The organism is Paracoccus sp. UBA5162 (assembly GCF_002413585.1).
Taxonomy (GTDB): domain Bacteria; phylum Pseudomonadota; class Alphaproteobacteria; order Rhodobacterales; family Rhodobacteraceae; genus Paracoccus.
On sequence record NZ_DHXG01000037.1, the window covers coordinates 39,478 to 51,960 of the forward strand.

General features: G+C 66.4%; 13 protein-coding genes and 1 tRNA gene. 8 read left to right on the forward strand and 6 right to left on the reverse strand.

Going from position 1 to position 12,483, the window contains the following annotated elements; all coding sequences use genetic code 11:
• The first annotated feature begins 21 nt into the window (after positions 1–21).
• The 7 genes from B4A72_RS05160 (at position 22) to B4A72_RS05190 (ending at position 6,560) form a co-directional block, all read left to right on the forward strand.
• The gene (locus B4A72_RS05160) at positions 22–855 is read left to right on the forward strand and encodes a 3-keto-5-aminohexanoate cleavage protein (protein ID WP_292955687.1); all 834 of its coding nucleotides are present in this window, start codon (positions 22–24) and stop codon (positions 853–855) included.
• Entirely contained in the window at positions 852–2,135 is a 1,284-nt protein-coding gene (locus B4A72_RS05165) for a lyase family protein (protein WP_292955690.1), read from the forward strand. Before B4A72_RS05160 ends, B4A72_RS05165 begins: the two co-directional genes overlap by 4 nt.
• A gap of 20 nt (positions 2,136–2,155) precedes the next feature.
• Positions 2,156–3,172 carry a TRAP transporter substrate-binding protein gene (locus tag B4A72_RS05170; protein WP_292978190.1) on the forward strand — a complete coding sequence of 339 codons (1,017 nt, stop codon included), beginning with the start codon at positions 2,156–2,158 and terminating at the stop codon, positions 3,170–3,172.
• 211 nt (positions 3,173–3,383) lie between these two features.
• Entirely contained in the window at positions 3,384–3,899 is a 516-nt protein-coding gene (locus B4A72_RS05175; protein WP_292955696.1) for a TRAP transporter small permease, read from the forward strand.
• On the forward strand, positions 3,896–5,215 hold the full coding sequence (locus B4A72_RS05180) for a TRAP transporter large permease (protein ID WP_292955699.1): 1,320 nt from the start codon (positions 3,896–3,898) through the stop codon (positions 5,213–5,215). Before B4A72_RS05175 ends, B4A72_RS05180 begins: the two co-directional genes overlap by 4 nt.
• A 173-nt stretch (positions 5,216–5,388) precedes the next feature.
• A complete protein-coding gene (locus B4A72_RS05185) occupies positions 5,389–5,715 on the forward strand; it encodes a DUF1330 domain-containing protein (protein WP_292955702.1) in 327 nt (108 codons plus the stop codon).
• Positions 5,716–5,810: 95 nt separating this feature from the next.
• A complete protein-coding gene (locus B4A72_RS05190) occupies positions 5,811–6,560 on the forward strand; it encodes a WecB/TagA/CpsF family glycosyltransferase (RefSeq protein WP_292955705.1) in 750 nt (249 codons plus the stop codon).
• 66 nt (positions 6,561–6,626) lie between these two features.
• Here the strand turns inward: B4A72_RS05190 and B4A72_RS05195 are convergent, their stop codons facing one another.
• The 5 genes from B4A72_RS05195 to B4A72_RS05215 all read right to left on the reverse strand — a co-directional run bounded on the left by B4A72_RS05195 (position 6,627) and on the right by B4A72_RS05215 (position 11,172).
• Positions 6,627–7,298 carry a sugar transferase gene (locus B4A72_RS05195; protein WP_292955708.1) on the reverse strand — a complete coding sequence of 224 codons (672 nt, stop codon included), beginning with the start codon at positions 7,296–7,298 and terminating at the stop codon, positions 6,627–6,629.
• Positions 7,299–7,647: 349 nt separating this feature from the next.
• Positions 7,648–7,731: transfer RNA gene (locus tag B4A72_RS05200), tRNA-Leu, on the reverse strand.
• 125 nt (positions 7,732–7,856) lie between these two features.
• Positions 7,857–8,828, reverse strand: coding sequence for a lipoyl synthase (gene lipA, locus B4A72_RS05205; protein ID WP_292955712.1), 972 nt, complete (start codon positions 8,826–8,828; stop codon positions 7,857–7,859).
• A 51-nt stretch (positions 8,829–8,879) separates the two neighbouring features.
• Positions 8,880–9,827, reverse strand: a complete 948-nt coding sequence (locus B4A72_RS05210; protein ID WP_292955715.1) for a hydrogen peroxide-inducible genes activator — start codon at positions 9,825–9,827, stop codon at positions 8,880–8,882.
• A 217-nt stretch (positions 9,828–10,044) separates the two neighbouring features.
• Positions 10,045–11,172: a DUF6456 domain-containing protein gene (locus tag B4A72_RS05215; RefSeq protein ID WP_292955718.1), complete on the reverse strand. Its 1,128-nt coding sequence runs from the start codon at positions 11,170–11,172 to the stop codon at positions 10,045–10,047.
• Positions 11,173–11,390: 218 nt separating this feature from the next.
• Between B4A72_RS05215 and B4A72_RS05220 the strand changes: the two genes are divergently transcribed.
• The gene (locus B4A72_RS05220; protein WP_292955721.1) at positions 11,391–11,777 is read left to right on the forward strand and encodes a DUF6477 family protein; all 387 of its coding nucleotides are present in this window, start codon (positions 11,391–11,393) and stop codon (positions 11,775–11,777) included.
• On the opposite strand, the gene B4A72_RS05225 is transcribed toward B4A72_RS05220, so the two are convergent.
• The coding region (locus tag B4A72_RS05225; protein WP_292955724.1) for a helicase HerA-like domain-containing protein at positions 11,740–12,483 on the reverse strand (744 nt) is incomplete at its 5' end. The genes B4A72_RS05220 and B4A72_RS05225 overlap by 38 nt on opposite strands.

A 12,483-nucleotide genomic window follows, 5' to 3' on the forward strand; every position in this document is an offset into this window, starting at 1 on the left:
TTCGATATCTGAGGGGGTCTCATGTCCCAACCCTGCATCATCTGCGTGGCGATCACCGGCTCGGTTCCGACCAAGGCCGACAATCCCGCCGTTCCGGTCACCCTGTCCGAACAGGTCGAAAGCACGCAGGCCGCGTTCGAGGCGGGCGCCAGCATCGCGCATTGCCATGTCCGCGACGACGAGGGCAAACCCACCAGCGATCCCGACCGGTTCGCGGCGCTGAAAGAGGGGATCCAGACGCATTGCCCCGGCATGATCGTGCAGCTTTCCACGGGCGGGCGGTCGGGTGCGGGGCGGGCGCGGGGCGGCATGCTGTCGCTGTCGCCCGAGATGGCGTCGCTGTCGGTCGGCTCGAACAACTTTCCGACGCGGGTCTATGACAATCCGCCCGATCTGGTCGATTGGCTGGCGGGCGAAATGATTGCCCACGACGTCAAGCCCGAGATCGAGGCCTTCGATCTGTCCCACATCTTTCAGGCCGCGAAGATGTGGAAGGATGGCCGCATCCGCGACACGCCCTATGTGCAATTCGTGATGGGGGTGAAGAACGCGATGCCGGTCGATCGCGCGGTGTTCGACTTCTACCGCGCCACCGTCGCGCGGCTGTTCGGCGAGAATGCGGCATGGTGCGCGGCCGGGATCGGCCAGAACCAGATCGTGCTGAACGAATGGGCGATCTCGACGGGCGGCCATGCCCGGACGGGACTTGAGGACAACGTGCGACTGGACCGCAAGACGCTGGCCCCGTCGAACGCGGCGCTGGTGCAGCGGGCGGCTGATCTGTGCAGCCGGTATGACCGCCCCGTGGCCAGCCCGGCGCAGGCGCGGCAGATCCTGGGATTGCGGGCCGCATGACCCTGACCGACGGTCTTTTCGGGGATGAGGAACTGGGCCGGGCCATGGGCGCCCGCGCCCAGATCGCCGCCATGCTGAAGGCCGAGGCCGCGCTGGCGCGCGCGCAGGGAAGGCTCGGGATCATCCCCGAAACGGCGTCGGGGTCGGTTTCCGAAACAGCCGAGAATCTGCGGCCGGACCCGTCCGAACTGGCGGCAGGCATGGCTGCGGCGGGCATCGCGGCGCAGCCGGTGATCGCCGCCCTGAAATCCGCCTGTGGCGGGGATGGTGCCTGGGCGCATTTCGGCGCGACCTCCCAGGATATCCAGGATACCGGGCTGGTGCTGCAACTGCGCGATGCCCTGCGGATTGTCGAGGATCGGCTGGCCGATCTGGAGGCCGTCCTGCATCGAAAGGCGCGCGACCATGCCGGTCTGCCGATCCCTGCACGCACGCGATACCAGATTGCCGCGCCAACCACCCTGGGCGCGAAGATCGCCGTCTGGCGCGCGCCCCTGCCCCGACACCGGCTGCGGCTGGATCAGTTGCGGCCGCGCCTGCTGAACGTCTCGCTTCACGGCGCCGCCGGCACCGGCGCCGCGCTGAGCCCGCAGATGGGGGCGGTCCGGGCCGCCATGGCCGAGGAACTTGGCCTGGGCGCGCCGGATGTGGCCTGGCACGCAACCCGCGATGCGATCTGCGAACTGGGCGGCTGGCTGGCGCTGGTCACCGGGACGCTGGGCAAGATGGGGGCCGATCTGATCCTGCTGGGTCAATCGGAAATCAGCGAGGTTGCGGCGGGCACGGGCGGGGCATCATCGACCATGCCGCAGAAATCCAACCCGGTCGCGGCCGAGGCGCTGGTGGCGCTGGCGCGGCTGAACGCGGGGGCGGTGGGAACGCTGCATCAGGCGATGATCCATGCCCAGGAACGCGATGGCAGCGCGCTGGCGATCGAATGGCAGGTGCTGCCCGATATGATGATCCGGACCGGCGCGGCCTTGCGACTGGCCCTGGACCTGGCCCGCAGCCTGACCCCGCGCCCGGATCGGATCGCCGCGACCTTCGCGGCCGATCGCGGCGCGATGCTGGCCGAGGCGGCGGGCTTTCATCTTGCCCGCCAGATGCCACGCGGCGATGCGCTGAAGATCGTCGCCGCTGCGCTGGCAGAACTGGCCACCGACGAGACCGAAACCCTGGCGGGGGCGCTGGCGCGGCTGGCCCCCGGCCATGACTGGTCGCGAATCCTCGCGCCAGAGGCGAATACGGGCGATGCCGCGATGCAGGCCCGGCTGTCATAGAACCAAAGGGAGGAGAGATCATGAAGACCTTGCTGATCGCCAGCGTCACGCTGGCCGCGATGTCCGGCGCGGGCGCCGCGCAAGAGGTAACCCTGCGCGTGCAGCACTTTCTGTCGGCCGACGCGCCGATCCAGAAGGGCGTGCTGGAGCCCTGGGAAAAGGCGGTCGAGGAACAATCGGGCGGCCGGATCGACGTGCAGATCTACCCGTCGATGCAGCTGGGCGGCAAGCCGCCGCAGCTTTTCGATCAGGCCCGCGACGGCGTGGTGGACGTGGCCTGGACGCTGCTGGGCTATACGCCGGGCCGGTTCCCGGCCTCGGAGGCGTTCGAGTTGCCCTTCATGTCCGGCACCGCGACCGAGACGACGATGGCCTTGCAGGAATACCAGACGAAATACATGGGCGATGAGCTGAAGGATGTGAAACCCCTGCTGATCCACGCCCCCGCCGCCTACAAGTTCCACACCAAGGGCAAGCCGATCCAGTCGATGGCCGACCTGAAGGGTCTGAAGATCCGCGCCCCCTCGCGCACCATGACCGACGGGCTGAACGCGCTTGGCGCGACCGCCGTCGGGATGCCGGTCCCCGAAGTGCCGCAGGCGCTGACGACCGGCGTCATAGACGGCGCGGTGATTCCCTGGGAGGTTTTCGGCAGCCTGCGCATCGAGAACGTGACGCAGGATCACACCGAATTCGGAACCGAGAATGGCGGGTTGTCCACCTCGGTCATGGCGCTGGTGATGAACAAGGCGAAATACGACAATCTCCCCGACGATCTGAAAAAGGTGATCGACGACAATTCCGGCGCGGCGCTGGCGGCGCTGGCCGGCGAAGCCTTCGACAAGGCCGAGGCGGCCGAGCGTCAGAAGGCGGTCGACGCGGGTCACAATATCGTCGTGATTCCCGAGGATCGCCTGGGCGAATGGCAACAGGCCAGTCAGCCCGTGATCGACGCCTGGGTGAAATCCATGGGCGAAAACGGTCAGGCGATGCTGGACGATGCCAAGGCGATGCTGGCCGGGGCACGGGGCAAATAGGGCTGCGGCAGGGCAAGGCCCCGCGCGCGGGGCCCTTGGGGCGGGCGCTGCGACCGGGCATGTCGGGCGCCCTGCGCTGCGATCCATCCCCATCCCCTCGCCGCGCCCGGCCCCGCGCCCGGCCCCGATCCAGGCCGCGGCCGGGCGGATACCTTCCGGGCAGCGTGACGGCCCGCGGCGTCCGATCTGCACATGTTCAAGGGAGACGGCCATGAGCGACGATCCGACCGAACGCCCCCATCCGGTGCCGCTGCCGCGATGGCTGTCGGCCCTGTGCCGATGGTTCGCCGCTTTGGGCGGAATCACCCTGCTGGCGATGATGCTGATGACCGTGATCAGCGTCACCCGGCGCAGCCTGCTGGGCGCGCCCATTCCCGGTGATTTCGAACTGGTCGAGATCGGCAGCGCCATCGCCATCTTCTGCTTTCTGCCCTGGTGCCAGTCCACCGGCGGCAACGTCCTGGTCGATTTCTTTACCCAGAACGCCAGCCCGCGCCTCAACCACCGGCTGGAGGCCCTGGGCGATCTGCTCTACCTGCTGATTGCCGCGCTGCTGTTCTGGCGGATGATCCCCGGCGGGCTGGAGATGCGCCAATATGGCGAGCAGTCCATGGTCCTGCGCATTCCGGTGTGGTGGAGCTTCATCGTCATCCTGCCGGCCATGGCGCTGCTGGTCGCCACCTGCGCCGCGACCATGATCGGCCATCTGGGAAAGGCCCGCGCATGAGCGGCGTCGCCGCCGGGCTGACGGGTTTCGCGGTGCTGCTGGCGCTGATGGCCATCCGTGTCCCCATCGGGGTCGCGATGATGACGGTGGGTGTAGGCGGATATGCCGCATGGACCGGTGTGTCGCCGCTGCTGGCATTCCTGAAAACCTCGACCTACTACCAGTTCTCGACCTATTCGCTGTCGGTCATCCCGCTTTTCGTGCTGATGGGCGAATTCGCCACGCAGGCCGGGATGAGCCGGGCGCTGTATCGCACCGCCGCTGCCTTTCTGGGCCATCGCAAGGGCGGACTGGCGATGGCCTCGATCGGCGGATGCGCGGCCTTCGGCGCGATCTGCGGATCCTCGCTGGCGACCGCCGCCACCATGGGACAGGTCGCCCTGCCCGAGATGAAGCGATACAATTACAGCGGCGCGCTGGCCACAGGCTCGCTGGCGGCGGGCGGCACGCTGGGCATCCTGATCCCGCCGTCGGTGATCCTGGTCCTCTATGCGCTGATGGCCGAGATGAGCATCGCCACCATGTTCGTGGCGGCGATGGTGCCGGGCGTGCTGGCCGCGCTTGGCTACATGGCCGCGATCGCCATCTTCGTCGCCCGCAATCCCGATGACGGTCCGGCCGGCCCACGCGCGACATGGGCTCAGCGGATGGGCGCGCTGCGCGAGACGTGGTCGCTGATCGTGATCTTCGCGCTGGTCATCGTCGGGATGTATCGCGGCTGGTTCACGCCCACCGAAGCGGCGGCGGTCGGCGCCTTCGGCACCGGTGTCCTTGCGGTGCTGCATGGCGGGATGCGGCTGACGGGGATCGCGCGATGCCTGCGCGGCACGGCCACGACCTCGGCCATGATCTTCCTGATCCTGCTGGGGGCCGAGACCTTCAACGCCTTTCTGGCCCAGACCCGGACGCCGATGCTGCTGGCGGAAGCGATCCGGAATTCCGGCCTGACGCCGATGCTGGTCCTGCTGGCGATGCTGGCGCTGTATCTGGTGCTGGGCTGCGTCATGGATTCGATGTCCATGCTGCTGCTGACCATCCCGATCTTCTATCCGATCATCGCGGGTCTCGATTTCGGGATGCCGCGCGAGGAGACCCTGATCTGGTTCGGAATCCTCTCGGTCGTGGTGGTCGAGGTGGGCCTGATCACGCCGCCGGTGGGCATGAACGTCTTCGTCATCAACGGCATGGCAAGGGACGTGCCGATGATCGAAAGCTTCCGCGGCGTCCTGCCTTTCCTGATCAGCGACATCATCCGCATCGCCGCGCTGATCGCCTTTCCGGTCGTCACGCTGGGGCTGGTGCGGCTGCTGGGCTGAAATTTCGCAGAAGGCAGAAGTTCGCAAGACCCGTCACCCTGGGTGCCGCGTTGTCGGCCGATCGTGCCGACCGAGAATCGGGACGAATACTCAGCCCTATGGCGGGCTTGGTCGGGGACATGTTCGGATTTAGGCTGGCAGCCGCACGGATCATGCAAGGGAGGGAAAGCAGGATGCCGGTCTATCTGATCGCGAATGTCACCGTGACGGACGATGCCTGGGTGCCGGGCTATGCCGCGAAGGTCCACGAGATCGCGGCCAAGCACGGCGGCCGCTATCTGTCGCGCAGCGGCAATATCGAGACGATCGAGGGCACGCCGCCGGGCTGCACGTTGATCGCGCTGATCGAATTCCCCTCGCGCGAGGCGGTCCGCGCCTTTGCCGAGGATCCCGAATACGCCCCCTTCGCGGAAGGCCGCAGAAAGGGCAGCGTCAGCGATTTTCACGTCATCGACGACAGCGACCTTGCCGGCGGCATTCCCTATCTGCCCAAGGGATAGATCAGGCAGATTGTCGATGCCTCGCGGACATGTCACAGAGGGGGCGGCAACGCGGCCCTCCTGACGGCTGCGGCGAGGGTGGAGTGCGCGAGGTGATGCAGTTCAGTTACGAGGGACGGACGATCCGGATCAACCTGCCGGACATGCCCGCCCTGATGACCGAAATCGCGCGTCGGCTGCACAAGGGCGAGGGTTTCGCGCTGGCCACGCTGAACCTGGATCATCTGGTCAAGTTGCGCAGCGATCCCCAATTCCGCCAGGCCTATGCGGAACAGGATCTGGTCTGCGCCGACGGCAATCCCGTGGTCTGGCTGTCGCGGTGTGCCGGGCGGCCGGTCACGCTGGTTCCCGGATCGGACATCGTGATTCCGCTGGCGCGGCTTGCCGCAGCGGAAGACGCACCCATCGCGCTTGTCGGCTCGACGATGGCGGCGCTGGACGCGGCCGCCGAAAGCCTGAGCCGTGCAGCGCCGGGTATCACCATCGCGGCCCGGATCGCGCCGCCGATGGGTTTCGATCCGGCAAGCCCCTCGGCCGGACGATTGCTGGAAGAGGTCCAGGCATCGGGCGCAAGGTTGTGTTTTCTGGCGCTTGGGGCGCCAAAGCAGGAACTGCTGGCGGCGCGGGGTCGGCGCGAAACACCGGAGGTGGGCTTTGCCTCGATCGGCGCAGGGCTGGATTTCCTGGCCGGGAACCAGCGCCGCGCGCCGTTGTGGGTGCGCCGGCTGGCGATGGAATGGGCATGGCGCATGGCCACGGCCCCGCGCCGCCTGATGCCGCGCTATGCGCGCTGCGCGGCGATCCTGCCGGCGGAACTGGCCGCGGCGCTGAAGCTGCGCCGCTAGCAGTCGAGGCAGGAAAAAACCGGCAGTGAACAACCGCCGGTCCCATCGTATCGGAAGACTGGTCCGTCAGCAGCCCGTGGCGCGCATCACCACCAGAACCGTGCGCCACAGCAGCGTCACGTCGGTGGTCAGGCTGACCGAACGTTCGTAGCGGTCATCATAGAAGGCGCGCGAAGAAAAGCTGCAACGGTTGCGTTCGCTGGTCTGCCAGAAGCCGGTGATGCCCGGACGCAGACGATAATAGGCCTCGCCCTCGTACATGACCTGCTGTTCGGGAAGCATGGGGCGCGGTCCGACCAGACTCATGTCTCCACGCAGCACGTTCCACAATTGCGGAAGCTCGTCCATTGAACACTTGCGCAGAAGGCGGCCCGTGCGGGTGACGCGCGGGTCGTCGCGCAATTTCTGGGACAGATCCCATTCGCTGCGCGCCTTGTCATCGCTGGCCAGGTGATCCGCCAGGCGCTGATCGGCATCGACGACCATGCTGCGCAGCTTCCACATGCGATATCGCCGGCCATCCCTGCCCACCCGTTCCTGCGAATAGAACGGCTTGCCCCCGTCGAGCATGACCAGAATGGCCAGCGCGATCACAACGGGAAGAATGACCGGCGAAGTCAGAAGCACGATCAGCACGTCAAGCGGACGCTTGAACATGCTGCGATAGACCCAAGGCACTGATTTACTTAAATTGACGGGGGCCGGAACCACGGCAACCATTTGCTCTTCAACAGCCATTTTTCAACCTACACCACACAATTGCAACTTTCGCTCCGGACAGAGGCAGGTTCGAGCCTCCGCATGGAGGTCGCACTCACCTCCGCGAAACCGCGCCGTTCTGGCTGCTTTCCGAAACGTCTTCCTAACGGGATCACTCTATCATCGGGGGCGGTTTCGCGAATAGCTAAAATTTTACGATTAGTTCTGAAAGACCTGCCTTTTGAGTCAGGTCGCGGGCGGTTCGGCAATCGCAAGGATTAATGTCTGATAGGTTCACAACCAATGGTTGCCAACGGACGGAAATCCGCAAAGCTGATTCGCCCGATGAGCGGAGAATCGCCGGAAAGAGGAGGATGTCGGGACAGGCTGGTGCGGGTGGTCGGACTCGAACCGACACTCCTTGCGGAAAGGGTGTTTGAGACCCTCGCGTCTACCATTCCGCCACACCCGCAGCCTGTCGTCCCCGATGGCAGACGGGAACCGGGCCTTCGCCCTGGCACGCCGGCGACTCGGGCGGCCGGCGTTGGGGACGGTATCACTTGGGCCGCGGCAATTTGCAACCCGCCTTGCGTTGCGTCACGCCCGGCCCAGTCGTTCCAGCCGCGCCGCCCGCAACCGGGAAAAATCCTCGCCAGCATGATAGGACGACCGCGTCAACGGCGTGGCCGAGACCATCAGGAACCCCTTGCCGAACGCGGTCTTTTCGTAGCTTGCGAATTCCTCGGGCGTGACGAACCGATCCACGCGGTGATGTTTCGGCGTCGGTTGCAGATACTGGCCGATGGTCATGAAATCCACATCCGCCGCGCGCATGTCATCCATCACCTGCAACACGCCCTGCCGGTCCTCGCCCAGACCGACCATGATGCCCGATTTGGTGAACATCGCCGGATCCAGTTCCTTGACCCGCTGCAACAGCCGCAGCGAATGGAAATAACGCGCGCCGGGCCGGACCGAAGGATAGAGGCCGGGCACGGTTTCAAGGTTGTGGTTGAACACATCCGGCCGTGCCTCGACCACGGTCTCCAGCGCACCGGCGGCCGATTTCAGAAAATCGGGGACCAGCACCTCGATGGTGGACGCGGGGCTGCGGTGGCGGATGGCGCGAATCGTCTGGGCGAAATGTTCGGCCCCGCCATCATCCAGGTCGTCGCGGTCCACGCTGGTGATGACGACATGATTCAGGCCCAGCTTCTGCACCGCATGGGCCACGCGCCCCGGCTCGAACACGTCCAGCGCGTCCGGCCGGCCGGTGGAGACATTGCAGAACGTGCAGCCGCGGGTGCAGATCTCGCCCATGATCATCATCGTGGCGTGACCCTGGCTCCAGCATTCGCCGACATTGGGGCAGCCTGCCTCTTCGCAGACGGTCGAGAGGCGGTGTTCCTTCATGATGTCGCGGGTGCGCTTGTAGCCTTCGCTGACCGGCGCCTTGACCCGGATCCAGGCCGGCTTCTTCGGCTGGTCCTGATCGGGCCGGTGAGCCTTTTCCGGGTGGCGCAGGCGCGGAATCCGGGATTGCGGCGGGACGGTGCTGGTATCGGCCATGTCAACGCTTTCGCTGGGTTTCGTTCTAGGTAAACACAAAGACGCAGCGGATCAACGCCGCGCGCTGCCCGCCGGGGTCATGACGGCCATGTCATCGGGCCCCAGCAGCGCCGCCCCGGCATCGGCAAGGATCGCGGCCAGATCCTCGAACCAGCCCTGCGAGGGGGTCGAGGCGCGGCGCAGCAGCACCACCTCGCGGGCGGGCTGTGGCGCGGGAAAGCGGATCGCGGTCAGCCCTGGCGCCGCCGCGATTTCCTGCGCGGCGGCGATTTCGGGCAGGAAGGTCAAGCCCATTCCCTGCGCGGCAAGGCGGCACAACGTCGCCAGCGATGCCGCGCCCAGATCAAGCCGCGCCGAACCGCGTTCCAGCCCGCAGACCTCCAGCGCCTGATCGCCGAGGCAATGCCCCTCGTCCAGCAGCAGCAACTGGCCGGGATCCAGATCTCGCGGCTCGGGCGGATCGTCGCGAAGACGGGCGATCCGGGCCGCGCTGCCAGCCAGCAGGAACCGGTCGACGAACAGCGGCGCGGATTCCAGATCGTCGTTGCGGGTCGGCGTGGCGACCACGGCGGCATCCAGCCGTCCGGCGATCAACTCATCCAGCAGGCGTTCGGTCCGGGCCTCGCGCAGATGCAGATCGCGGCCGATATCGCGGGCGCGCAGCACCGGCAGCGCCTGCGGCAGCAGATAGGGGGCGACGGTCGGAATCATGCCCAGCATCAACCGGCCGCCCTGACCCGGCCGCCGCAAGCCCTGTTCCAGCCCCGCCATTGCCGCCATGACCCGGCGGGCATCGCGTTCCAGCGCCCGGCCCTGCGGGGTCAGCACCACGCCCGAGGGCGTCCGCTCGACCAGGCGCGCGCCGGCGGCGTCTTCCAGAGCGCGGATCTGCATCGACAGGGCGGGCTGGCTGACATGACTGATTTCCGCTGCACGGGTGAAATGGCCGTGCCGGGCCAGCGCGAGGAAATAGCGAAGCTGCCGCAAGGTGATGTTCATAAGACAGGCTGATACCCCAGGGGTTCGTCGCGGATTTCAGTTTATAGCCTGGCACCGCCCGATTCAACCTGGCCAGGACGAACCAGTTCGACAGCACGGCGTTCCCACCGCTTTCTTCCCGCCGCATACCGGGGCATATTTGGACCGACGTGAATGGGCGGAAAGCGAAAAAAAGGCGCCCTTTCGGACGCCCTTGGCCAAAATGTCACGGCATGGCTCAGCCGATCAGACGCGAACCGGTGCCGTAGGTTTCGGCATAATGGCGTTCCAGGCGCATCAACGCCAGACGCAACACGATCTTGCCCGACCGCGCCGACCAGCCGAGACGCCTTTCGGTCTGCTCGATTCCCTCGAGGAAGCAGCAGACCCGCAGCACGATATCGCCCATGCCGGGCCCCAGATCGCGCAACGCAACCGCGACCCGATCACGCGCGGATTCCGATCCGCCCCGGTAACCGCCGGCATGATACGAGACATCGATACCCGCGGTCATGAAGCCGTCCCAGTTCTGCGTGATGCGCGGTCCCATCTGCGCCAGCTCGAAATCCTCGCGCAGCCTCTCGCCCGCCCCGACCATCCCGGGCGTCAGGAACGGCCGTCCGTCCAGATCCCGACGACGCGCCAACAGCAAAAGCGGGCTTTCGGCGATGTTGACGCGGGCGCGGCGGCGCTTGCCGTCTTCGGGATCCTGGATCAGCCGGTTTTCCCAGACCCGATGCTGTTCGGCATGGTCGGGCGCCGTCTCGTCAGCCTTGCCCGGGACGGGGCGGGCATCGCTGAATTCCTGCGGCCCGGGAACCGCGTTGCGCTGGCGGGGCGAACGCAACATGGCGCGCAACGCATCGCGCCCCGCCGGCGCGATCGCATAGCGCTGGATCCGGGCCGAGCCGGACATCTGGACCACCCAGCCCTTCAGCGCCATCGTCTCGGCCAGGGCGCGCGGAAGGACGGCGGTGCGAATATCGTTGCGGGTGATGATCGCCTTTTCCATGCCATCGGCCGTGCCCATGACCGCGCCCGGTTCGGCCAGCCGTCTCAGCACGCGCATCGCCTGGCGACCGTCAGTGACCACAGGCCGCGCGACATCGGCGGCCGCGTTCAGCGCACCGTCGATCAGCGGATCGTCGCGCCGGGCCTCGAAGCGGCGGATCCGGCGCAGGATCGTCGAAGCGTGGCAACCCGCCTCGCGCGCCAGGGCACGGATCGTTTCCCCCTTCTCGACATGGCGCAGATAAAGGCGCGCATCTTCGGGCAGATCGGCGGCGGTGGCAGGCGTGGCGCTGGTTTCCGATCGGTGCTCCGCAAAGCTTGCATCGATTGCGAACTCACCGGTCAAAATGGTCATGTCTTGTCCCTCGTCATCCTCGGATGGACCTGGCAGATGGACCACCCTGGGTTGAATGAAAGCCCGTTAAAAACAGGCTAATTTATCCACATAGACGCAACATTCCCTAACAAATCCTAAAGATTTCTTTCCCCTCCGCGCGGTGCATCAAAGGGTAAGGCAACACACGTCAAAGTTGTGTGAACCTGCCTGTGTCACCACTTGCAGGAACCACGCCCATGATCGACAGCCCCAACGTCATTGCCTTCCGTCCGCGGCAGAACCAGGCCGCCCTGCGCCGTCCGCGCATCCTGATCCGGGCCGCCCGCGAGGGCCAGGCCGGCTGGCGGCGCGACCGCGATCTGCCGCGCCTGCTGCGCAGTGACCACTGCCCGCTGCCGGGCGCCTGTCTGTCGCGCCTGCGCGCGGAAGAGGCGATGCTGGAAGAGGCTCGGCAGGAAAAATCCGCCGAATACGACGTTCAGCGCCATGTCCTGCTGATGGTCGCGATCCTGGCCGAAATGCGCGCCGCGGTCCAGGCCGTGCCGGTGCCCGACCTTGCCGCAGCCGCGATCAATGCCGTGGCGATCAGCGTCCGCGGAACAGTGAGCCGAGCACACCCCTGACCAGCGCCTGCCCGGACTTGGTTCCCAGCTGCCGGGCAAGGCTTTTCCCGAAGGTCTCCAGAACCGTGTCGCTGCGCGAGCTTCGGCTGCGCGATCCGGTTCGCGACGATTCTTTCGCGCTCGGCTCGTAGCGGCGGCCGCGGCTGCCCTGGGCCTGTTTCATGTCGAAGAGATCGTCATCCGGGGTTGGCGACGCGCCGGTCCTGGCTTCGGCGCCGGCACGCGCGGCCTGTTCCGCGCGATCGGACAGAATCTCTTGCGCCGATTGGCGATCAAGGGGGGTGTCGTATTTCGCACCCAGTCCCGAAGCGGCCAAGGACGCGGCGCGTTCGGATTCGGAAATCGTGCCGAGCCGGCTGAACGGCGGGCGGATCAGCGTGCGTTGAACAACGCCCGGCACCCCCTTGCTTTCCAGCAGCGAGGTTACCGCCTCGCCGGTGCCGACATTCCGGATCGCCTCGGCCGTATCGAAGTCGGGATTGGCGCGGTAGTTTTCGGCCGCCAGGCGCAGCGCCTTCTGGTCCTTGGCCGTAAAGGCGCGCAGCGCGTGCTGGATGCGATTGCCCAATTGGCCCAGAACATCCTCGGGGATGTCGGTCGGGCTTTGGCTGATGAACCAGATGCTGACGCCTTTCGAGCGGATCAGCCGGGCCACGCGCTCGACCTTGTCGATCAAGGCCTTGGGTGCATCATCGAACAGCAGATG